18 protein-coding genes are annotated in these 21,944 nt (G+C 67.7%); 8 read left to right on the forward strand and 10 right to left on the reverse strand.

Features of this window, described 5'->3' with window-relative positions:
* Positions 1-1,223, reverse strand: a 1,223-nt coding sequence (locus tag VI480_RS02540; protein ID WP_323671244.1) for an acetyl-CoA hydrolase/transferase family protein, incomplete at its 3' end; no start/stop codon positions are given.
* Between the two features lie 155 nt (positions 1,224-1,378).
* Here VI480_RS02540 and VI480_RS02545 point away from each other — a divergent pair.
* Complete coding sequence (locus VI480_RS02545) at positions 1,379-2,587, forward strand: acyl-CoA dehydrogenase family protein (RefSeq protein WP_323671245.1); 1,209 nt, start codon at positions 1,379-1,381, stop codon at positions 2,585-2,587.
* A 28-nt stretch (positions 2,588-2,615) separates the two neighbouring features.
* On the opposite strand, the gene VI480_RS02550 is transcribed toward VI480_RS02545, so the two are convergent.
* The 5 genes from VI480_RS02550 to VI480_RS02570 form a co-directional block, all read right to left on the reverse strand.
* Positions 2,616-3,524 carry a LysR family transcriptional regulator gene (locus VI480_RS02550; RefSeq protein WP_323671246.1) on the reverse strand — a complete coding sequence of 303 codons (909 nt, stop codon included), beginning with the start codon at positions 3,522-3,524 and terminating at the stop codon, positions 2,616-2,618.
* Between the two features lie 261 nt (positions 3,525-3,785).
* Positions 3,786-6,425 carry an FAD-dependent oxidoreductase gene (locus VI480_RS02555; protein WP_323671247.1) on the reverse strand — a complete coding sequence of 880 codons (2,640 nt, stop codon included), beginning with the start codon at positions 6,423-6,425 and terminating at the stop codon, positions 3,786-3,788.
* Positions 6,422-7,765, reverse strand: a complete 1,344-nt coding sequence (locus VI480_RS02560; RefSeq protein ID WP_323671248.1) for an aromatic ring-hydroxylating dioxygenase subunit alpha — start codon at positions 7,763-7,765, stop codon at positions 6,422-6,424. The genes VI480_RS02555 and VI480_RS02560 overlap by 4 nt, the downstream gene beginning before the upstream one ends.
* Before the next feature lie 66 nt (positions 7,766-7,831).
* On the reverse strand, positions 7,832-11,251 hold the full coding sequence (locus VI480_RS02565) for a pyruvate carboxylase (protein WP_323671249.1): 3,420 nt from the start codon (positions 11,249-11,251) through the stop codon (positions 7,832-7,834).
* Between the two features lie 127 nt (positions 11,252-11,378).
* Positions 11,379-13,028, reverse strand: coding sequence for a class I adenylate-forming enzyme family protein (locus VI480_RS02570; RefSeq protein WP_323671250.1), 1,650 nt, complete (start codon positions 13,026-13,028; stop codon positions 11,379-11,381).
* 43 nt (positions 13,029-13,071) lie between these two features.
* Here VI480_RS02570 and VI480_RS02575 point away from each other — a divergent pair, with 43 nt between their 5' ends.
* Both VI480_RS02575 and VI480_RS02580 read left to right on the forward strand, forming a co-directional pair.
* Complete coding sequence (locus VI480_RS02575; RefSeq protein ID WP_323671251.1) at positions 13,072-14,244, forward strand: aminotransferase class V-fold PLP-dependent enzyme; 1,173 nt, start codon at positions 13,072-13,074, stop codon at positions 14,242-14,244.
* A gap of 123 nt (positions 14,245-14,367) precedes the next feature.
* The gene (locus VI480_RS02580; protein ID WP_323671252.1) at positions 14,368-15,102 is read left to right on the forward strand and encodes an EthD domain-containing protein; all 735 of its coding nucleotides are present in this window, start codon (positions 14,368-14,370) and stop codon (positions 15,100-15,102) included.
* A 19-nt stretch (positions 15,103-15,121) separates the two neighbouring features.
* Here the strand turns inward: VI480_RS02580 and VI480_RS02585 are convergent, their stop codons facing one another.
* From VI480_RS02585 to VI480_RS02600, 4 genes are read right to left on the reverse strand one after another with little or no spacing between them, the layout of a single operon-like run.
* Positions 15,122-15,622 carry an SRPBCC family protein gene (locus VI480_RS02585; RefSeq protein ID WP_323671253.1) on the reverse strand — a complete coding sequence of 167 codons (501 nt, stop codon included), beginning with the start codon at positions 15,620-15,622 and terminating at the stop codon, positions 15,122-15,124.
* Between the two features lie 59 nt (positions 15,623-15,681).
* Positions 15,682-16,740 carry a serine hydrolase domain-containing protein gene (locus VI480_RS02590; protein ID WP_323671254.1) on the reverse strand — a complete coding sequence of 353 codons (1,059 nt, stop codon included), beginning with the start codon at positions 16,738-16,740 and terminating at the stop codon, positions 15,682-15,684.
* Between the two features lie 11 nt (positions 16,741-16,751).
* Positions 16,752-17,645, reverse strand: coding sequence for an SCO6745 family protein (locus VI480_RS02595; RefSeq protein ID WP_323671255.1), 894 nt, complete (start codon positions 17,643-17,645; stop codon positions 16,752-16,754).
* A gap of 28 nt (positions 17,646-17,673) precedes the next feature.
* On the reverse strand, positions 17,674-18,159 hold the full coding sequence (locus VI480_RS02600; RefSeq protein ID WP_323671256.1) for a globin: 486 nt from the start codon (positions 18,157-18,159) through the stop codon (positions 17,674-17,676).
* Positions 18,160-18,336: 177 nt separating this feature from the next.
* Between VI480_RS02600 and VI480_RS02605 the strand changes: the two genes are divergently transcribed.
* From VI480_RS02605 to VI480_RS02625, 5 genes are all read left to right on the forward strand, one after another.
* Positions 18,337-18,888 carry a hypothetical protein gene (locus tag VI480_RS02605; RefSeq protein ID WP_323671257.1) on the forward strand — a complete coding sequence of 184 codons (552 nt, stop codon included), beginning with the start codon at positions 18,337-18,339 and terminating at the stop codon, positions 18,886-18,888.
* Positions 18,889-18,951: 63 nt separating this feature from the next.
* Positions 18,952-19,287, forward strand: a complete 336-nt coding sequence (locus VI480_RS02610; protein WP_323671258.1) for a hypothetical protein — start codon at positions 18,952-18,954, stop codon at positions 19,285-19,287.
* A 57-nt stretch (positions 19,288-19,344) separates the two neighbouring features.
* Positions 19,345-20,319 (forward strand): alpha/beta hydrolase, encoded by a 975-nt coding sequence (locus VI480_RS02615; RefSeq protein WP_323671259.1) that lies wholly within the window; start codon positions 19,345-19,347, stop codon positions 20,317-20,319.
* 74 nt (positions 20,320-20,393) lie between these two features.
* Positions 20,394-20,591 (forward strand): cold-shock protein, encoded by a 198-nt coding sequence (locus VI480_RS02620; protein WP_323671260.1) that lies wholly within the window; start codon positions 20,394-20,396, stop codon positions 20,589-20,591.
* A gap of 108 nt (positions 20,592-20,699) precedes the next feature.
* Entirely contained in the window at positions 20,700-21,944 is a 1,245-nt protein-coding gene (locus tag VI480_RS02625; RefSeq protein WP_323671261.1) for a DEAD/DEAH box helicase, read from the forward strand.

The raw sequence follows: 21,944 nt of genomic DNA on the forward strand, positions 1-21,944 counted from the left end.
GTGCGGCCTCGGAGTTCCACGGCGCCGAATTCGGTGGCGACTATGTCCGCGGTGTAGGCCGGGAGCGTTGTGGGGGCGCCCGGCTCGAGCTGGGCCACGATGCGCGAGATGCGTCCGCTGGCTGCGGTGGACGGCATGGCGACAATGGACCGGCCGCCGGTCGCTACACAGGCGCCGAATGCGAAGTCGGGCGCCCCGCCGGGTCCGGAGATGTAGCGGCCCGCGATCATTTCGGAGTTCGCCGAGCCGTCGAGGGCCATCTGCACGGTCGATTGCAGTGCCACGAAGTTGCGAATCTGGGCGATGCCTTCGATGCCGTGGCTCAACGCGCCGTTCACGAGCTGCACCGCCGGATTGCCGTCGACCCAGTCGTAGAGGCGGCGCGTGCCCATCACCTCTGCGGCGACGCTGACGCCGTCACCGACCGGTCCCTTGTGACGGTTGTCCACCGCACCGCTGTCGATGAGGTCGATGCAGGCGTCGTTGATCATGCCGCCGTGCAGGCCGAGGTGCCGGCGGTCGGCCAGGCTGGAGAGCACCGCATCGGGGATAGAGCCGATCCCGAACTGCAGCGTCGTCCCGTCGCCGATGAACTGGCCGACGTGGGCCGCAATTGCCGCCGCGGTCTCATCGACCACGGCGGGCGCCAGCTCCGGCAGCGGCTCGTCGACTTCGACGAGCCCGTCAAAGTCTGTGCGGTGGCATTCCCCCGCGCCGTGTACGTACGGCATGTGCGGGTTCACCTGCGCGATCACCAGCGGGGTGGATCGCAGCAGGTCGACGTGACCGCCGACGCCGGTGCCGAGGCTCATGCGGCCGTCTGCGTCAGGCGGGCTGACCTGGCAGAGCAGAACGTCGGCCTCCAGGCCGCCGCCGGGTCCCACGAGGCCGGTGATGTCCGAGTAGCGGGCCGGGACCACGCCGAAGTGCGGGCTGTCGAGTGCGTCGCGCAGAGCCCCGCTCGGCTGCAGTGACGTCCAGCGGAACGGGTTGCCGAGATGATCCAGCGGTGCGGGCCGATCCAGCAGGAAGGCGCTGACGAACTCGAGCTCGGCGAAGCGGTCGTGCGCCGCGTCAATGGCGGCGAGCAGGCCGTACGGGGCCGCCGAGCCTTGCGCGACATACACGCGGGCCCGCCGTCCGATGCGTTCGATCGCCTCGTCGGCGCCGAGCTGGACGCCGGCACGGTTGCCCTGGCGCTCGGAGGGGCGGTCTGGATTCATCTCGGCAGCCCTTCTCGGCACCCGGCGGCCTGGTAGCCGACCGGTTGGCGAACTGTACGACGGCCCGGCATGGCGTCGCGGGCCATCGGCCTCACTCCAGGGATCCGCGATCCTCTCGCAGATGGGCGGGACGTGAGGATGGCAAGATGCGGGCCATGACCTCAGCTGCAATCGATCTCGACGTCATGCCCCCGTCGGAACTGGCCGATGAACTCATGCCAGAGGTGGCGGACGCTGCGGTGGGAGCAGCAGACCAGGCGGTGGTGGATCGGGCGACGGCATGGGCCAGCTCTGCGGTCGCGCCGCACGCCGAGTCCTGGGAGCGTGAACGCCGCTTCGCGGCTGAGGCATTTCAGAGTGCGGCGGAAGAACAGCTGTGCGGGTTGCTCGTGCCCGTTGCCGATGGTGGTTCGGGGCTGAGTCAGGTCGGGCTGGCACGGGTGCTCGAAGAGGTGGCCGCGGCCGACTTCGCCATCGCATTCGTGCTCGTCTGTCACAACAATCTGGCGGGTGCGGTGAGCAGGCGTGCCCCCGCGGAGATGCGGGAGCGGGCACTGGGGCCGTTGGTCTCGGGCGAGCGGCTCGGCGCTTTCCTCTTGACGGAGCCGGGCGTCGGCAGCGATGCCGCCAAGATCACTACTGCAGCGCGTCGCGACGGCGACGAGTGGGTCATCGACGGTCGCAAGGCATGGGTCAGCAATGGCACGGCGGCCGACGTGATGTCGGTGTACGCGCAGGCCGATCCCGCAGCGGGACACCGGGGCATCATGACGTTCCTCGTCGACAGCAGCACTGACGGCATCGAGCGGACCGACGGCTACGAGCTCATCGGCGCCCACGGCATCGGCACCAACGAGATCCGCTTCGACGAGTGCCGGGTAGCTGACGCTGATGTCATGGTGCCCCTCGGCGAAGGGTTCGTTGCCGCGATGGAAGGCATCGACATCGCCCGGGTGCTGGTGGCGGCAATGTGCTGCGGCATGATGCGCACCGGCCTCGCGACTGCCATCGATTACGTCCGCAAGCGGCAGGCGTTCGGCGGCCGCATCGCCGACCTGCAGGGCGTGCGCTTCAAGCTGGCCGACGTGGCAACCGACCTGGAGGCTGCCCGCCTGCTCGCCTATCGGGCAGCGCTGGCGGTGGCAGAAGGCCGACCAGCGGCTGTCCACGCAGCACACGCCAAGAAGTTCGCCACTCGCGTTGCCGAGCGAGGCTTGGCCGACTGCATGCAGGTGATGGGCGCAGCGGGCGGCCGGCGCGACCATCCGCTGCCCCGGCACCTCGCCGCCTCACGCCTGACGCACTACGTCGACGGTGCCACCGAGATCCAGGACGTCGTGATCAGCAGGTCGCTGCTCGACTGAGCCAGGCGGTCAGACAAACCGGTTGGGCTCAGCTGTTGCTCGGATTGCCGAGCCAGCCGACGATGGCATTGGCAACCTGCCGCTCAGGTGCGTCGTCGTCTGTTTCGACTCGGGTGAGGGCCGACCATTCCAGGTCGAGCCCAGAACGACCGCAGCGCACGGCGACGAGTCGCCCGGAATCGAGCCACGGCGACATCGCCCACCGGCTGAGAATGGACACTCCGAAGTCAGCCGCGATCATCTCGGCGATGGCGCCGGTCTGCTCGAGCACGGTGATCGTTCGGGGCGACAGTCCCGCAGGGCGGACGAAGCGCTCGTACTCGAAGCCAGGCGACGGCTGCCGGTTGTATGTGAAGTAGTTCTCTTCCGCGATCGCCTCGGGCCCGATCCATGTCCGGCTGGCGAGTCGGTGCTCTGGGTGTGTGACCAGCACCAGCTCATCGGTGAACAGGTGGATCGCGTCACGCGCCCCCGGCGCCGGTCCCGGAGCGAGCACGAGGTCGGCCGTCCCGTCAGCGAGTCGTGGCACTGGCATGTCGCCCACGACCACCAGTTCGAGGAGCAGTCCTTCCAGCCGTTCGCTGCACGCTGCCGCAAACGGCGCCAGCCAGTGGTAGCAGTCGTATGACCCGACGCCGATCCGGACCGTGGCCGTGGTACCGCCGACGCTGCGCATGAAGTCCTGCTCGGCCCGTGCCAGATCCGGCATTGCGCGATGGGCGGCTTGGCACAGCGCCAGCGCCGCAGGTGTGGGTTGCATGCCGCGAGATGGCCGGCGTTCGAAGAGGCGTCCACCGAGGCGCCGCTCAGCTTCGGCCAGCCGATGGCTCACTGCAGATTGGCTGACATGAAGTCGACCGGCCGCCGCGGTCACCGATCCGGTTTCCGAGACCGCGACGATGGTTTCGTAGTGATGCATTTCCAAGCGTGAGGACATATCTATGACATCACCGACGTTTGACCTGTATCTCTTCCCGGTGCTTACAAGAAGTGGAAGAGCGTAAGGGTACTTCAAGCCGGAGACAATCAACCCGGATTGCTCATGAAATGCGGCCAAAAATCGCCGGTATTTTGAAGTGCAGCTGTCTATATTCTTCGCCGTACTATTTGGAAATACCTATGCCGCTATAGATTTAGTCAATCCAACTCAACGCCTGGAGTCGAGCGTATCCGGGCCAGAAAATGCGACAAGCCGGGCTCACCGGCGCATGGCCCTGCCGGTTGGATCCCAGAGGCAGTCAGCGATGAGGTGGGCTGCGCGCCGTTCACCCACGATTTCGATCCCAAAATCCGCACCGTCGTGTGCGAATTCGACCGGCACATAACCCATGGCGACGGACACATTGCTGTGGTGCGCGAATCCGCCAGATGTCACCCAGCCGACCGGCTCTCCGCTGCAATAGATGGGCTCGTCGCCGACTGCGTCGAAGCCGGATTCGTCGAGTGGGCTATCGACCGTCCACGCGCACAGCGCCATTGCTCCAGCCGAGGCACTTCGGTCGCCCGTCGCAGTTCCGCCAAGTCCGTACTTGTCGACCAGGGCTGCACGCCCGACGAAGTCAACGCCGTCGTCGCCGGCTCTCGTGAATCGGACGAAGCGGCCCAAGCCGGCCTCGAAGGGGTCGTAGGTGGGCCGGTACTCACGCGCCCAGCTGCCGAAGCTCTTGTCCAGTCGAAGCGAATTCAGCGCCGCCAAGCCGAACAGCCGCAGCCCGTAGGGCCGGCCATGCGTCATGAGCAGGTCGAAGACATGACGCAGGTATCTGGCATCGGTCCACAGCTCGTAACCGAGATCACCGGTGTAGCTCAGGCGGCCGCACCACGCTCGCGCCCAGCCCACATCGACCGCGGTGAAGCTGCCGAAACGCATCGCCTCATCGGAGACGTCAGCGTCGGTCACCTCCGAGAGGAGATCTCTCGATTTGGGCCCCGCAATGGCCACGCCGCACAGCTCGGCGCCGAGCGTCCGGTACCAGGCTGTTCCCTGCGGCGTTGCGGCTGATGCGCGCCAGCGAGCGAGATCAGCGTCGAACCAGCGCTCGTAGTGGCGCTCGGCGATGCCCGATCCGAAGATGATGAAGCGCTCGGCGGTCGCGGCATTGCCGGTGGCGCCGCCGGTCGCCGTGTGCACCGGCCCGTCGGGAGTTCCGGTCGCCGCCGGCAGGCAGGCAACCGTGAGATCGCCGGTGAGATTGCCTCGCTCGTTGCACATCGGCGAGAGCGAGATCCTGCCTGGCGGCGGAAGTCTGCCCGCGAGCAGGTGGGTGAGCCATGCCCGCGCACCGGACCCTTCCACCAGGAACTTGGCAAATCCTGACGTCTCCATGAGACCGACGTCATGGCGCACAGCGTGCACTTCTGCACGGACGTGAGGCCACGCATTGGAGCGACCGAAGGTGACGTCCTCGACTGTGCCGGGCTCGGGCGCAAACCACAGCGGCACTTCCAATCCGTACACGTCGCCGAAGACGGCGCCGGCGTCACGCTGGGGCTCGTAGATCGGGGTGGTCGCCAAGGGACGTCCCTCGGGAAGGAACTCGTTCGGGAAGGCGATGCTGAAGCGCCGCCGGTAGTTCTCGCGCACCTTGGCGGCGGTGTACGGGCGGGTGGCCCAATCGCCGAATCGTGCGAGATCCATGGCCCACACATCGAATCCGGGATCGCCGGTCGTCATCCACTTGGACAGCGCGAGGCCTACGCCGCCGCCCTGGCAGAGTCCGGCCAGCACACCGCAGGCAGACCAGAAGTTCGGCAGACCGCGGATCGGCCCGACCAGCGGGTTCCCATCGGGAGAGAAGGTGAACGGTCCGTTGACCACTCGCGCGATGCCGACATCGCCGAGCACGGGAAAGTGCCTGAAGGCGGTCTCCAGCGACGGTGCGATGCGCTCGAGATCGGGCGTCAGCAGTCGCCGCTCGAAGTCCCACGGCGTCTGTCGGCGCTGCCATGCCACCGCGGCCTGGTCGTACGTGCCGACCAGCAGGCCCTGGCCCTCCTGGCGCGTGTAGATCTCGCCGCCGAAGTCGATGGAACCCATGAGCTCGCTGCCGCTGCGCTCATTGTGGGCGATGACGGCATCGAGAGGCTCGGTGATCACGTAGGTGTGCTCCATTGCGAGCACCGGCAGCTCCACGCCGGCCATGCGGCCCACTTCACGAGCCCAGAGCCCGCCGGCGTTCACCACGTGGGTCGCCTCGATCCAGTCGTCGCAGCCGTCATCGCCTGCAGCCTCGGAGGCTCCGGCAAGGTCGCCGCGGGAGGTGTCGTAGAGCCCGATGCGCCAGGCAGCGCCGTCAGGCGTTCGCTCGATGCGACGAGCCCACGTATGGCGGCGGATCACCGCGCCCGCCGCGGTCGCGGCCTTGGCATATGCGTAGGTCACGCCGGAGGGATCCACGTGGCCGTGCTCGGCATCGAGCATCGCGCCCACGAATTGACCGGGATCGATAATGGGCAGCAGCCGGGCAGCCTCGCCCACCGGGATCATCTCGGAGTCGATGCCCAGGTAGTTGCCTCGCGCGTCGGTCATCTGCAGCCAGTCGAGACGCTCGGGCGTGTCTGCCAGGAAGATCGCACCAGTCATGTGGATGCCGCAGTCCTGACCGGATTCAGCCTCGATCTCGCGATACAGCTCGATGGTGTACTTCTGCAGTTTTGCGACGGTCGGGTCGGCGTTGATGGGATGAATGCCGCCGGCCGCATGCCAGGTCGAACCCGCAGTCAGGTCAGCGCGTTCGAGCAGCACCACATCGGTCCAGCCGGCGCGGGTCAGGTGAAACAGCACCGAGGCGCCCACGACGCCGCCGCCGATCACGACGGCCTGCACCCGTTCAGTCACGAATGCGAAGTCTTGCCCGTCAACGCAGCTTCGGCGGACTCGATGGCCGGCGGCAGGGGATTCGGCTTGCTGCCGTAGAGATCGACGCCACCGGGTCGATCGCCCGCCGGCACTGTCAGGTCGGCAGCGCAGGGGAGTGTCATCAGGTCGGCGGTCATCTTGTGGAACCGGTTGACCGGCTCTTCGAAGCGGGGGGCCAGCGGCCCCGGAGGCGCGCCGCCCAGCGAGATGCCACGCTGGGCGCGCTCGCAGATGTCGATGTCCTCGTCGTTCACCTCGATCCAGAAGCGGCGTGTGGTCTCGAAAGCCTCCCGCAGCTCGGCCGACGGCTCGCCCGCGGTCATCGGGCCCGGCGGGAATAGGAACGTGCAGTGTTCGAGCGTGCGGCCCGCGGCGAGCGGCTGCAGCACCATCAGGAACATGTGGCTCGGCAGCACGGCGAGCGTCACATTGGGGAACAGGGCCACGAATCTGCCGCTGGCGACATCGGAATCGTCGAGTCCGGCTGCGGCAGGCAGTGTCAGCCAGTCGTCACGCTCGTCGCCCGACACCGGCGTGGTGGTCTGGCCGCAGTACATGCCCGGACCCTGGTAGCGGTAGTGGTCGGGCACTCGGGACACCTTGGCCAGCTCCGGGTGCACCCAGGGCAGGTGGTAGTACTCCGCGAAGTTCTCCACGATGAGCTTCCAGTTGGCCGCCACGTCGAAGGTGCCTGCGGCTCCGTCCAGCCCCGTTGAGCGCCACTCAGCGAACTGGTAGGCAGCCAACCTGTCGGGCAGATCGCCGAGCCACTTCTCGAGCGGCGGTGTGTCTTCGCTGAGGCAGACGAACACCAGCGGGCCCCAGGCCTCTGTACGCACGGGGACCAGCCCGTAGTCGGCCACATCGAAGTCGTCTCGGGGCACCTCGTCGAACAGGGGTGCCGATACGAGCTGGCCGTCGGCGCTGTAGTGCCAACGGTGGTACGGGCAGCGGATCGTGTTCGCGATGTCGCAATCGCGTTCGGCCAGCTCGGTGCCGCGATGACGGCACGAATTCAGAAAGCCGTGCAGGCCGCCGTCGGACCGGGTCAGCAGCACCGAACGTCCGCCCACCGACCGCACCAGCAGCCGGCCCGGCAGTGCAACCTGTTCAGCCAGGGCTACTGCGACCCACGCCCGGCCGAACAGGCGCTCCTGCTCAGCAGCGAAGAAATCCTCGTCGGCGTACACCGCCGGCTGCATGGCGAAGGATGCGTCGACGGCGTTGCGTTGGGGAGCCCAGAACTCAGCGTTCGGCTGCGTCCACTCTGCCTCCGCTTGTGTCCAGTCAGCCTCCGGCTGCGTCCCATCTGCTGCCATGTCGCAGTTCTACCCCTTGGGTTCCTGCTCCGAACACTAGTGCGCGGAACCAATCGCCTCTCCCGATCAGCCGTCGTGCTCGCTCTCTGGGCTGCCAGAGCGACCGGCCGGGCGGATCTCCGCGATCAGGTCGCCGGGCTCGAGCAGCGACCCCGAGGCTGCGGCCACCGAGATGACCGTGCCGGTGACGGGCGCAGAGATCGACGACTCCATCTTCATGGCCTCGATGACCGCAACCGTGTCCCCGGCTTCCACCTGATCGCCTTCGGACACCGACACGTTCACCGCGCCCCGGAACGGTGCGGCCACGTGACCCGGAATGCTGGGGTCAGCCCTGGCGTGCTCGGACCGATCGACGGCCACGGTGCGATCCAGCGTGTCGATGTCTCGGGGCTGGCCGTTCACCCGGAAACTCACCAGGCGAATGCCCTCGTCGTTCGGCTCGCCGATGGACCGAAGGCCCAGCAGCAGCCGCACGCCTGGGCCGAGCACCACCGCGGTGTCGTCGTCATGAGGGTCCAGCCCGTACCAGAACAGCAGCGACGGCAGCACCGACAGGTCACCGTAGCGGTGGGTGTTCTCGTCCTGGGCCGCAGAGGGCGTGGGGAACAGCAGCCGATTCAGCGTGGCGGCGCGATCGGCCGCCAGGCCCGCCACGTCGTCGTCGGTGAGGTCCTTGGTCTTGGGGGCCCAGTCGCGGTTCTCGGTGGCGTGGGTGCGGAAGGGCTCGGGGAAGCCGCCCGGCGGGGTGCCGAGCTCGCCGTGCAGAAAGCCGATGACGCTGTCGGGCAGGTCGGCCCCAGCCGGGTCGCCAGCCAGCTCTGCGGGCGAGACGCCCGAGGCCACGAGATGCAGGGCGAGGTCGCCGACAACCTTCGACGACGGCGTGACCTTGATGGGGCGGCCGAGCAGGTCGTTGCACGCCGCATACAGCCGCTCGACCTCCTCGAAGCGGTGCCCCAAGCCCAGCGCCCGTGCCTGCGACCGCAGGTTCGAGAGCTGCCCACCGGGAATCTCGTGGCGGTAGACGGTGCCCGTGGGCGACGGCAGGCCAGCTTCGAACGGCGCGTACACGTGCCGCACTGCTTCCCAGTAGGGCTCCATGTCGCCGATCGCGTCGAGACTGAGCCCGGTAGCCCGGTCGGTGTCGTCGGTCATCGCCACGATCGAGGCAATCGACGGCTGGGAGGTCATCCCCGACAGGGGCGGAGCGGCACCGTCGATGGCATCCACCCCGGCGTCGATCGCTGCGAGATAGGTCGCGAGCTGCCCGCCGCCGGTGTCGTGCGTGTGCAGGTGCACAGGCTGGGCGAATCGATCCCGCAGCGCAGTGACCAGAGTCGTCGCGGCCGGCGGTCGCAGCAGCCCGGCCATGTCCTTGATGCACAGGATGTGCACTCCGGCGGCGTCGAGCTGCTCGGCGACCCCGAGGTAGTAGTCGAGGGTGTAGAGGTCCTCATCGGGGCTGGACAGGTTGCCCGAGTAGCAAATGGTGCCCTCGGCCACGGCGCCGGTCTCGATGACCGCTTCGATGGCGGGCCGCATCTGGTCGATGGAGTTGAACGCATCGAACACCCGGAATATGTCCATCCCGCACTCGGCTGCCTCGGCCACGAACTCGTGGGCGACCGTGTCGGGATAGGGCGAGTAGCCCACCGTGTTGCGCCCTCGCAGGAGCATCTGGGTGCAGATGTTGGGTGCCGCGGCACGTATGCGCCGCAGTCGTTCCCACGGGTCCTCGTGCAGGAACCGCAGCGCCACGTCGAAGGTGGCGCCGCCCCAGCACTCCATGCTGAGCAGCTGCGGCATGTTGTGGGCCATCTGGCGGGCGCCGGCCACCAGGTCGATGGTGCGCAGCCGGGTAGCCAGGATGGATTGGTGAGCGTCGCGCAGCGTGGTGTCGGTGATGGCCACAGTGGTTGCCGCTCGCAGTTCGGCGGCGAAGCCAGGCGGTCCGAGCTCGTCGAGTCGCTGCTTCGACCCGTCCGGCGGCGTGCGCGGCGTCGGTGCCAGCTTGCTCGCAGGATCGACACGGGTCGGGGCCGATCCGTTGGGCTGGTGGACGGTTACGTCGGCCAGATAGCGCAGCAGGCGAGTGGCTCGGTCGGCGCCCACCGACGCGGCGGTCAGCTCGGGACGATCATCGATGAAGGTGGTCGTGACCGGTCCGGCTCGGAATTCAGCGTCGGCCAGGATTGCCTGCAGGTACGGCTGGTTGGTCGACACGCCCCGCACCCGGTACTCGGCCAGCGTGCGCTGCATCCGGCGGACCACTGTGTCGAAGCTCGGCCCGCGGCAGGTGATCTTCTCGATCATCGAGTCGAAGTGCGGGGTGATCTCCACCCCCTGGTACACGCAGCCGTCCAGACGCACGCCCGCGCCGCTGGCAGGTCGGTACGCCACGATGCGGCCGGTATCAGGACGGAAGTCGTTGGCCGGGTTCTCCGCGGTGACCCGGCACTGCAGTGCAAAGCCCCGCAGGCTGATGTTGCCCTGGCTCAATCCGAGATCGTCGAGCGTGGCACCCGAAGCGATGCGCAACTGCGATTCCACCAAGTCCACATCGGTCACCTCCTCGGTCACGGTGTGCTCTACCTGGATGCGAGGGTTCATCTCGATGAAGACATGCCGACCGCTGGCGTCCACCAGGAACTCCACAGTGCCCGCGTTCGCATAGCCGATGGCCTCAGCGAACCGGACGGCGTCTGCGAGCAGTTGCCCTCGCACCGCAGAGTCGAGATCCCGGGCGGGAGCCATTTCGACCACTTTCTGGAACCGCCGCTGCACCGAGCAGTCGCGTTCGTAGAGATGTACGACGCTGCCGCCCGCGTCGGCCAGCACCTGCGCCTCGATATGGCGCACGTCGGTCATGGCTTCTTCCAGGAAGACGGTGCCGTCGCCGAACGCACTGTGCGCCTCTCGCCGTGCGGCGTCGATCGCCTCTGACAGGTCGCTCGGACGCTCCACACGGCGCATGCCCCGACCGCCGCCACCTGACGCGGCCTTGACGAACAGCGGGAACCCGATCCCCGTAGCAGTGGCGACGACATCGATGTCGCTGTCGGGGTCGATGGGCGCCGACTGGCGCAGCACGGGCAGGCCTGCCTCGTCGGCTGCTTGCCGCGCCCGGATCTTGTTGCCGGTGAGCCTCAGCACTTCCCCGCTCGGTCCGACGAACGTGACACCTGCAGCTGCGCATGCGTCGGCGAGATCGGGACTCTCCGACAGGAACCCGTAGCCGGGGTAGATGGCGTCGGCGCCGACCTCGACCGCCTTGGCCACGATGGCCTCGTGGTCGAGATACGCCCGCACCGGCCGGCCCTCGGTACCGATGACGTACGCCTCGTCGGCCTTGATCCGGTGCAGGGCACCGCTGCGCTCCTCCTCGACGGGAAGGATCGCAACCGTCCGGATACCAAGCTGGGTCGCAGCGCGAAAAGCCCGGATGGCGATCTCGCCCCGGTTCGCGACGAGCAGCTTCTCCATGACGTCTCCTGTGTCCGGTCAACATGTTCGCGCCCCGTTCTGAGGGGCTGGGCCTCGGGGCCGAGATTCCCGCGACGTGCGCCGCGCCATTTCACGATGCCGGCTGCGAAGTTCTCGGCGGCGAGTATCAGGCGCTGCTGGACGACGCTTGGGCCTCCGGACCGAATTGCTGGGCGAGAAGCGGCTTGAGCACCTTGCCCATGGCATTGCGGGGCAGATCGCCGACGACCATCAACTCCCGCGGGCACTTGTAGTGGGCCAGTCGGTCGCGCACGAAGTCAATCACCTCAGCCGGTTCGGGCTGGCTGCCCTCGTGAGGCACCACGGCCGCGACGACGCGCTCGCCCCAGCGTTCGTCGGGCAATCCGACCACGGCCGCCTCGGCAATATCCCGATGCTCGACGAGGACGCGCTCCACCTCGGCGCAGTACACGTTCTCCCCGCCGCTGATGATCATGTCCTTGACCCGGTCCACAATCGCCAACCGGCCGTCGGCAGTCATGATGCCCATGTCGCCCGAACGGGCGAATCCATCGGGGGTGTGCGCCGCCGCCGTCGCTTCGGGTCGTCCCAGATATCCCTCGAACGGCACCATCGACATGGCGACCACTTCCCCGGCAACGCCGTCGGGAACCTCTTCACAGGTCTCAGGGTCAACCACCTTCACCACCGAGCCCGGCGTCGGCCCTCCCACACAATGGGGCACGAGCGCCGAGCGGTCTTTGATGTCGTAGGTCACCCAGCCGGCTTCGGTCCATCCGTAGCCGTCGGTGATCTCCGCATTAGGAAAGATGTCGAACGCCTCGTCGAGCAAGGACATCGGTCCGGGTGCACCTGCGGACAGCAGGTACCGCAACGCCCCCAACGGCGGCCGTCCAGCGTTCCGCCAAGCCTCGGCAATGGCAGCGGTCATCGAGGGCACGAGGAATGCCCAAGTGCTGTGGTGGGCGTACTCGGTGAGGGCCGCGTGCGGCTCGAACGCAGTCATGACACGGGCGCGCCCGCCGGCCACCAGTTGCGCCAACGTCAGCCCGCCGTACGAGAGGTGGAACATCGGACCCGGCGTCGACACAACCTCGCGGGCGGTCAACCCAAATGTCCAGCTCCAGTGCATCAGGCGCATCAGGAAGCCCGCGTTGGAATTGATGCTTCCCTTGGGAAAGCCGGTCGTGCCCGACGTATACGCGATCATCGCAGCGCGTTCGTCGGTGGTGACCTCGGTGGGCGTAGTGCTCGGCACCAGCCGACCAGTGCGGCGATCGCCGTCGGCATACGGACCGATGGGCCTGGACCACCTCATCGGCGCCGAGACGGGAGTCTCGGCAGCGTCGATCAGCCCGATGCCGAGATCGGCAGTGACCCGGCGGGCGATGTCAATGAATGGCTCGGCGGAGAGCAGCACCGCGGCGCCCGAGTCCTCCAGCACGTAGCGGACCTCAGGCTCGGCGAGCCGGCTGTTGACCGGCACTGCAGCAGCGCCAACGAGCTGGCAGGCGAGGTAGGCGGCAGCGTGATCGGCGCCGTTCGGCAGCAAGAGACCGGCCATCGGCCCGTGCGGGCCTGCGGACACGGGACCCAGTGCATCCGCCAAGGCCTCGGCCCGGCCCCAGAGCGCGCCGTACGTCCACGTCTCGATCGGCTCGACACCTCCCGTCGTGCGAGGGTCGAGCACTTCGATAGCGCACCTGTCCGGAAACGACCGGGCGTTGGCGGCGACGCAGTCGGCGACGGTGAACGGCTGCAGCATGTCGGTGCGGAAGTTACCGGCGATGCCCAAGTCGTGTGGAGGTCGGCCCGGAGCGCGCCGTAGCGTGATCTGCGTGACTGCATGGCTGTTGGACCCAGAAGTGCTGCATCTCAATCACGGCTCGTTCGGAGCGACTCCTGCAGGCGTGCTCGAAGCGCAGCAGGCCATCCGCACCCGCATCGAGGCCAACCCGACCCGGTTCTTCCTCGAGGGCGAATACCAGGAGCGGCTGGACGACACGCGGCGAGCTGTGGCGGAGTTCGTCGGTGCCGACCCGGCAGGGCTCGTGTTCGTCACAAACGCAACAGCGGGCGTGAACTCGGTGTTGCGTTCGTTGGAACCGAGCCTGTCGCCCGGCGACGAGATTCTGGTGACCGACCACGAATACAACGCTTGCGCCAACGCCGCGGCTGTGTCGGCCTCACGTGTCGGCGCCGTAGTCACCACCGCAGCAGTGCCGTTCCCGCTCGACGACCGCAGCGAGATAGTTGACGCTGTGCTCAGTGCCGTTACCGACCGCACGCGCATCCTGCTCATCGATGCGGTCACCTCGGCGACGGGCCTAGTCATGCCGGTGGATGAGCTGGCGGCGCGGCTGGAACCCGATGTGCGGGTGCTCGTCGATGCGGCACACGCACCTGGCATGATCGATTTCGACGTGACGGAGTTGGGCGCTTCGTACGTCACTGCGAACTGCCACAAGTGGATGTGCTCGGCCAAGGGCGCCGCATTTCTGTGGGTGCGACCCGACCGGCGCGATGGCGTGCACCACGCTGTTGTCAGCCACGGCTACAACGGCGGCTGGCCGTCGGAAGGGGGGCATCTGCATGCCCAGTTCGATTGGACGGGCACTCATGATCCGACGGCCTGGCTGACTGTCGCCGATGCTCTGGCCACGGTCGAGGCCATGCATCCCGACGGCTGGCCGGGGGTGAAGGCGGCAATCCGCGAACTCTGCCTGACCGGTCGCGACGTGCTCATGGAAGCGCTCGGCATTGCTCCGCCGGCACCGGCGGACATGATCGGCGCCATCGCCAGCGTGCCGCTGCCCCCGGCCGGCAACTCGGGCTCGGCGATCTTCGACCCGCTGATGGCGGCGCTGCGCGACCGTCACGGCATCGAAGTGCCGGTGTTCACCTGGCCTGCGCCGCCCGAGCGCGTGCTGCGGGTCTCGGCCCACCTCTACAACCGGCCCGACGACTACGACCTGCTTGCCAAAGCGCTGACGACCGAACTGTCCGACTAGGAGTTGCCAACTCAGGTGATGACGGTGTCGCGGCGGCACAGCGCTGCGGCGGTTGGGGCTAGATGGCAGGATCGCGGCAGGCAGGGCGGCATCCGCCCGACGATCACAGCCCAGGAGGCACTGATGTCATCGGCCATCGCAGCAACACCCGGCGCCAAGATGATCTTCCTCATCAAGCGTCGGCCGGAGGCCACCCGCGACGAATTGGTCGCGAACTGGTTCAAGAATCACATGCCCGACGTGATCGCCGGCCAGGAGCGCGCCGCCGCCGACGGCAAGGTCCACGCCACGAAATACATAGCGACGCTGTTCGATCAGCGGCCCGGCAAAGACGTGCCTTGGGACGGCATGGCGCAGCTCTGGTTCGACCGGGCGATCCCGAACCCGCCCGAGCCGCACGGCACGGTGCCCCGAGACACGTTTCAGGAGAAGGCTCAGCCGTACGTGGGGTGGGCAACCACCGAGTACGTGGTGATCGACGGCGAGCTGCCGGTCGTGCCGAACACCCTCAACGAGCCGTTCCCGGCGACGCGGTCGGGCTTCTTCAAGGTGTCGTTCCTAGTGCCTGCCCGGGACGGCATCGACTACGACGAGGCCTTCCGGCATTGGCTCGAAGTGCATGCGCCCAACGTGCGAGGCGTCATGGGCGAGATCGGCGGGCTGCGCTACGTGGTGAACCACAGCCAGGATCCCGCGAATGAGGCCTACTTGGGCATGGCGGAGCTGTACTTCCGCGATCCGCAGGGTTGGGACGACTACCGGGCCACCATCACCGAGGACGGCTTCAGCGAATTCGTCGACTTCGACGGTCTGGTGAACATGCACGCAACAGCGCAGATGATCGGCATTCCCGGCTGAACGGCTCGCTCCATAGGCGCTAGGCCTCTGCGGCCGCCTTCATCGCTGCGAGCGTGGCGCGGATACCGGCGCGGGCGTTGCTGGCCCGGTAGTCGAGTTCTTTCTGCCCGAACTCGACCATGCGCGGCGAGAGCTTGCGGAGCGTCCAGGTCTCGGTCAGTGTGGTGCCCGCACCCTTGGGCGCTAGCTGGTAGCGCCACAGGACGATGTTGTATTCGAGGCCGCCTGTCACGAAGGCGAAATCCTCGTTGTCGACCCGGCGGATGATCTCGACGGGGGCCTTCCACTCTTCGCCGTCGAGACGGTTGATGCCGACGAACATGTCGCCGACCTGCCCGGTGCCGGGCACGCCGTCAGGCCCCTTGCGCCAGTACCCGCCGGTGTTCTCGTTGCTCCATTCGCCGTAGCGGTCTAGCGCCGTCACCATCTCCCACACCTTCTCAGGCGGGGCATCGATCTCGATCGACTCGCTATGGGACATCACCGGGTCGTCGACGTGTCCAGGCAGTTGCTCGCTCATGGGCCGCAGCCTTGCAGATGCCGCTGATGCCTGTCAGGCCGTGACGCTCTGCCCACCGATCACGCCTGCAAGAGCTGGAGTGCCAAGCGAGCCATTGCCCGCAGCACGCGAGAACGTCCGTCGTTGGCCGCCACGACGACTCCTCGACCACGGTCGCTGTCGAGGCCGGCTGTTGCAGACCAAAGGGTGTTGGATCCCTGCATGGCGTAGGAGAACGCAGCACTCTTGTCAGTCGCCATCCATCCCATTGCCGCGCTGACAGGTCTCGCGGTGACGGGCGTCAGCAGGTGCTCGACTGTCTCAGGCTGCAGGAACGGCTTCCCGCTGCACAGTGCTGTCGAGTTGTCGCGGAGGAAGATTCCCACGAATCGCGCCCAGTCTTCGATGTTGATGTGAACGGTCCCCGCGGCTGACATGACCGGCGGGTTGTCACTCATCGGGTGTGACGCCACGACCGGAGCGCCGGGCAGCGCGCGTACGGGACCGAGCCGGATTCGTGAACGGTGACCCAGCACGCGCGCCGGCGCGCCGAATCCTGCACTGCTGATTCTGAGGGGCTGAAGCACGTAGGCGCCCAAGGCCGTCTCGAACGGCATCGGCGCCAGACGGTCCACAGCGGCTGCCACAAGCATGTAGCTCAGGTTTGAGTAGGCAAAGCGCCCCGGTCGTCGCGGCGGCGATGCCACCACGCGTGCGGCGATGTCGAAACGTTGGTCTTCGAACGGGCGGGAGTCGGCCCACGCCTGCCGCATGGCCGACGGCGCGAGGTTCGGCCGGACACCTGCGTGCCACCGCAGTGCATCGTCAACCGTCTGGCCGGCCCAGTCAGCGTGCACTCGACCGCGAGGGCAGCCGAGCGCCTCGGCAAGCGGCATGTTCCACCTCGCCAGATCGTGCTCGACAAGCCGTGCCCAGAGGACCGCCGTCATCGTCTTGGCGCAGGATCCGATGTGCCACGCATCTGACATCGTCACTTCGTCAGCTGTGCAGCGGCGCCGCACTCCCGATACAGCAGACTCGACGATCCCGTCAGCTCCGACTAAGGCTGCTGCGACGGCTGGCACCTGTTCTCGTCCGCGAAACCGCTCGAGGAGTTCCTTCATGGCCGGGTCCGTCATGCCGCCAGCGTTCAACTGGTCCGGGATGCGCCGGGATCTGGCTGTGCATTGGACGGGTAGAGCTCTCGCCAGTCGAGCTGGTCGTCCTTCGGCAGCACTGCGTTGATTGGTGCCATGTCGGCGAGGAGGGCGTCGGCGGCCTTGTCGCCGATAGCGGACCAGTGGAAGCTGTCCAGCCGGTCGGTCGTGGCTTCGACATCGGCGCGGCCGGCGACGCCTGCTGCGGTGGCCAGTCCATTGGCATCCACCCAGCCGCGGCTGCGCAGGCGCTCGTAGGCCGCCGCGGCCTCAGCCTCGGTCCAGCCGGCCTCTTCCTGGATCCACTCGTGGGGCGCCTCGTCTACGGCGACCTGGGACACCACCGACTCGCAGCCGTCGAGGCTGGCCGCCGCCAGCGCGATCAGGTGGCAGCCGCTGCGATATTCGCGCAGCAGGGTGCAGCCATGCCACAGCGCTAGGTGCGGCACGTCGGGCCAGTCCAGCGACGACCAGCCGGCGAAGAGCACCCGCCCGACGGGGTCAGCGGCATCGCAGGCAGCCCGCACGATCTCGGCGCTCCGGCCGACAGCCTCGCTGCTCGCCAATTCGCCCAGCTCTCGCTGCAGTGCCTGGTCCATGGCGTCGTAGCGAGCTGCCAGTGCCCGATCAGGTGTCGAGAACGTCCACGCGTCCGGGATGGCGCGCCGCACGCGGGCGGGGGCGTAGTAGAAGAACAGCGATTCCACGACGCCTGCAGGCACTGGTCCCAGCGGCGCCACGCGCGTGGCGAAGTAGTTCATCCAGAATCCCCGCAGCCCCGCCGCTGCGCTCGAATCGCGCACTTCGGGCGCCCAGTAGCAGAGCTGGTGATACCGCTCCACGCATTCCCACATCTGACGCGCTCGGCGCCGGGTCGTCTCAGCCATCGGCCGCTGTTCTAGCGCTTTCGGCCGGTCAGCCGGGCTGGTTGATGAGGTGGGTGGCGGCGTTGTCGAAGTGGGCGAACATGGCCTGCGCAATGTCGGGGTCGAGCGGCGACCCGTCGGGCAGGCTGGCCGCCTCGAGCGACGCGAGCATGTGGCGCATCCAGGCGTTGCGCTCGGCCACGCCGATGGCGAACGGCATGTGTCGCATGCGCAGCCGGGGATGGCCCCGCTCGGCGCTGTAGTCGGCAGGCCCGCCCCAGTACTGGGCCAGGAAGCCCGTCAGCCGGTGCCGGGAGGGTCCCATGTCGACGGGATACATCGGTCGCAGCAGCTCATCGTTCTCGACGGCGTCGTAGAACCGGTCCACCAGCTCGTCGAAGAACTGCTGCCCGCCGACGGCCGCATACACCGTCGGCGGCTGCTCGACGGCATCGGCCAGGCTGCCGCCCAGCGTCAGCCCGCCCGCACCCCATGCGGCTTCCTCGTCCGCGGGGGTGGCGTCGGCCTCGGTCATGGCGCTCAGGCTAAGGATTCGAGCCAGTAGGCACAGATGCCATAGCTGTGGAGGCGACAGGAGACTCGGCGACGTTGCGACCTGCTGGATCGCTGGTCGCAGAGGGTCCTGTCGCCTCCACCGCGGGCCGGGTCGGGCGCGTACAGTCTTGGTGCGCAAGCAGGCAGGGGAGACACGATGGCGTTGACAGAGCGGACCCAGCGGGCGACGAACGGGCGGAAGCCGGATGGGCGGCGTGCGCACCGCTCGTACTTGAGCTACATCGACAAGTCGCGTGAGTACTACGCCGCGCACGGCTACCCGCAGCCGTACCAGTGGGCGTACAGCCACGAGGTTGCCTTCACGCCGCTGCCGAAGCCGCTGTCGGAGTGCACCGTCGGGCTGGTCACCACCTCGTTCTTCGAGAAGGGCCGCGAGCCTGCAGGCGTGCCCGTGTCTCGGCCAAAGCAGCCTTACGCCGCCCGCTGCGACGACGCCCTTGATGGCCTGTACAACAGCGATCTCTTCTGGGACAAGGACAACACCCACACCGACGATCTCGACACCTACCTGCCGATCAACCGGTTGCGCGAGTTCGAGGCCGAGGGTCGCATCGGTGCGCTGTCGGAGCGCTTCTACGGGATTCCCACCGACTACAGCCACCGTCGCACGCAGCGCAACGACTCGCCCCGCATCGAAGAGTGGATGCGCGAAGACGGCGTGGATGTCGCCTTTCTTGTGCCGCTCTGACCGGTCTGCCACCAGACGGTCGGTCTGATCGCACGTCACTTGGAAGAAGCCGGCATCCCAACCGTGGTTGCCGGCAGCGCTCGCGACATCGTGGAGGAATGCGGCGTCGCCCGGTTCGTGTTCACCGACTTCCCGCTCGGGAACCCGACCGGCAAGCCCGGCGACGCCGCCATGCAGCGCGCCATCGTGGGCACGGGGCTGGACCTGCTCACCCACGCCTGGATGCCTCGCACCACGGTGCAGACGCCGTTCGTGTGGGATGCGGACGACAACAACGGCTGGCGTGAACACTTCATGCGCGTTGACGACTCGAACCGGGCCGCACTGGCGGCGGCCGGTGAGGCACGCCGCCGTGACCAGGCCGCAGCCAAGGCTGACGGCCGCGCCCGGACAAGCTGAGCGGCCCGGCGCCCGCCGGCTGCATCAACCAGCTTCGACGCGAACGAGAGGCTTCCCATGAGCGACCAACAGCGCAAGCCGCTGTTCGATCCCGCCGACGCCGACGCGCCCGACTTCGTTCCGTCGGAGCCGGCCGGCGCGGATGTCTATTCCCACCCCTCCGAGCACGGCGAGCGCATCACCGACTCGCTCATTCCCGACGTCATGATCGATGCGTCGGGAGGCGTGAAGGTGGCCGCCGACATCTACGGCGACGACGGTCCGCTGGTCTTGCTGCAGCATGGCGGCGGCCAGACCCGTCACGCCTGGAAGGGAGCGGGTCAGGCGCTCGCCGACGGCGGCTACCGGGCCGTCTGCCTCGACGCCCGAGGCCACGGAGACTCGGACTGGGCGCCCGACGGCGACTACACAACCGAGGCATCAGTAGCCGACCTGGTGGCGATCGTGGAGCACTTCGGCGAACGACCGGTGCTGGTCGGCGCCTCGATGGGCGGTGGAACCTCGCTGACCGCGGTCGGCGAGGGTGCCGTGGATGCGCTCGCGCTCGTGCTGGTGGACACGGCGCCGCAGATCGAGGCGGCTGGCGTGCGCAAGATCCGAGACTTCATGGCCCAGGGCGCCGACGGCTTCGCATCGCTCGAAGAGGTCGCCGAGGCCATCGCCAACTACCAGCCGCATCGCAAACGGCCGCGCAACCTGGACGGGCTCGCCAAGAACGTCCGCCTCTGGCCCGACGGCCGCTACCGCTGGCACTGGGACCCGGCGTTCATGCACCGGCCCCGCAGCTTCGCCGAGCGCATCCCGCGCCAGCAGGCGGCGGCCGAGAAGCTGACGCTGCCCACGCTGCTGGTTCGAGGCGGTATGAGCGACGTGCTGTCCGAGGAAGGCGCTCAGTCATTCCTCGACACCGTGCCGCATGCGCACTACGCCAATGTGGGCGGTGCGGCGCACATGGTGGCCGGTGACCGCAACGACATCTTCGTCGAGGCGACGCTCGAGTTCCTGGCCGAATTCGTGCCCGGCGCGCGATAGCGGGCCTGATCGCGGCCTTCGCGCCGTACCCTTGCGGCCTGTGGCCGGCCAGGCCGAGCTTCGAGAGGCAGAACATGCGCGGAACAGTCAAGTTCTTCAACAACGAGAAGGGCTTCGGCTTTATCTCCCGTGAAGGGGCAGACGACGTCTTTGTCCACTTCTCCAACATCGTCGGTGAGAACTACCGGACGCTGGAGGCAGGGCAAGAGGTCGAGTTCGACATCGGACCCGGCCGCAAGGGCGACGAAGCCCAAAACGTCAAGCCCGTCTGAACTCATACGCCGCTGAGCATCGCTGGCCGCAGCGGCCAGCGACGTCATCTGCGGCCTGAGACGACGCCAAGAGCGTCAATTGCCGGCGTGCAGTCGGCGAGGAGACACATGCCCCCCACCTTCGCCCAGCTGGGCGTCCCCGACTTCATCGTTCGCGCGCTCGCGCAGCGCAGCATCACTCGGCCATTCGACATCCAGATGGCCACGGTCGCCGATGCTCTCGACGGGCGAGATGTGTGCGGCCGCGCCCCTACCGGATCCGGCAAGACGCTCGCCTTTGGAATCCCGCTCGTCGCTCTCGCGGGAGGCTCGCAGCCCCACAGGCCCCAGGGGCTGGTGCTCGTGCCGACTCGCGAGCTCGCGGATCAGATCACGAAGGAGCTGCGCTCGTTCGCCGGCAAGCGTCGCATCGGGGTCGCCTATGGCGGCGTGGGCTACGGCCCGCAGCTCGCGTCCCTGCGACGCGGTGTGGACATCCTGGTGGCGTGCCCCGGACGCCTCGAGGATCTGATCTCCCAAGGGGCGGTGGATCTGTCCGCAGTGGACCGGGTTGTGCTCGACGAAGCCGACCGCATGGCTGACATGGGGTTCATCCCGGTTGTCCGGCGACTTCTTGACCAGACCGCCACCCAGCGCCAGACGCTGCTGTTCTCGGCGACCCTCGATGGCGACGTGGCATCGCTGACGCGCGACTATCAGCGTGATCCGGTTCGTCACGAGGTCGGGGACGAGACCCCGGATGTGACAGCCGCCGACCACATTTTCTGGAAGGTCGCCAGGACCGACCGGGTCGACGTCTGCGCAGAGGCGATCGATGCTGCGGGGACGACGGTGGTGTTCTGCCGAACTCGCCATGGCTGTGATCGTGTCGCTCGCCAGCTCGGCCGCCGGGGGATCGCAACGGCGGCCATCCATGGCGGCCGCAGCCAGAGCCAACGAACCAGGGCCCTGGACGACTTCGCAACTGGCAAAGTGCAGGCGCTGATTGCTACTGACGTGGCTGCGCGCGGCATTCATGTCCCCGGAGTCGACGCTGTCGTCCACTACGACGTTGCGGTCGACCACAAGACGTACCTGCACCGATCAGGGCGTACCGCCCGAGCTGGCAAGGGCGGGGTAGTCGTCTCGCTTGTCGAGCCCGAAAAGGTCAAAGAACTTGCCTCGATGCAGCGAGAGCTCGGCTTTCGGACCTCGACCACGGAGGTCGACGTGGCCGAGATCCGGCAGCCCTCGCGATCACGGACGCGACGTCGCACGCTCGAACACTCGGCGGCCAAGAGTCAATCCGGACGCCGTCGAGGCAGCAAGAACCGCTCCGGGTCCAGGGGTCGCCAGCGCGCGTCGCACCGCTGA

Origin of the sequence: Candidatus Poriferisodalis multihospitum (assembly GCF_028283155.1) — a bacterium.
Classification (GTDB): Bacteria; Actinomycetota; Acidimicrobiia; order Acidimicrobiales; family Poriferisodalaceae; genus Poriferisodalis; species Poriferisodalis multihospitum.

Excerpts from the sequence above, each read along its gene's own strand:
- VI480_RS02545 (WP_323671245.1), top strand. The coding sequence starts at position 1,379 with ATGACCTCAGCTGCAATCGATCTCGACGTCATGCCCCCGTCGGAACTG.
- VI480_RS02550 (WP_323671246.1), bottom strand. The coding sequence starts at position 3,524 with ATGTCCTCACGCTTGGAAATGCATCACTACGAAACCATCGTCGCGGTC.
- VI480_RS02560 (WP_323671248.1), bottom strand. The coding sequence starts at position 7,765 with ATGGCAGCAGATGGGACGCAGCCGGAGGCTGACTGGACACAAGCGGAG.
- VI480_RS02565 (WP_323671249.1), bottom strand. The coding sequence starts at position 11,251 with ATGGAGAAGCTGCTCGTCGCGAACCGGGGCGAGATCGCCATCCGGGCT.
- VI480_RS02580 (WP_323671252.1), top strand. The coding sequence starts at position 14,368 with ATGTCATCGGCCATCGCAGCAACACCCGGCGCCAAGATGATCTTCCTC.
- VI480_RS02585 (WP_323671253.1), bottom strand. The coding sequence starts at position 15,622 with ATGAGCGAGCAACTGCCTGGACACGTCGACGACCCGGTGATGTCCCAT.
- VI480_RS02590 (WP_323671254.1), bottom strand. The coding sequence starts at position 16,740 with ATGACGGACCCGGCCATGAAGGAACTCCTCGAGCGGTTTCGCGGACGA.
- VI480_RS02595 (WP_323671255.1), bottom strand. The coding sequence starts at position 17,645 with ATGGCTGAGACGACCCGGCGCCGAGCGCGTCAGATGTGGGAATGCGTG.
- VI480_RS02600 (WP_323671256.1), bottom strand. The coding sequence starts at position 18,159 with ATGACCGAGGCCGACGCCACCCCCGCGGACGAGGAAGCCGCATGGGGT.
- VI480_RS02605 (WP_323671257.1), top strand. The coding sequence starts at position 18,337 with ATGGCGTTGACAGAGCGGACCCAGCGGGCGACGAACGGGCGGAAGCCG.
- VI480_RS02615 (WP_323671259.1), top strand. The coding sequence starts at position 19,345 with ATGAGCGACCAACAGCGCAAGCCGCTGTTCGATCCCGCCGACGCCGAC.
- VI480_RS02620 (WP_323671260.1), top strand. The coding sequence starts at position 20,394 with ATGCGCGGAACAGTCAAGTTCTTCAACAACGAGAAGGGCTTCGGCTTT.
- VI480_RS02625 (WP_323671261.1), top strand. The coding sequence starts at position 20,700 with ATGCCCCCCACCTTCGCCCAGCTGGGCGTCCCCGACTTCATCGTTCGC.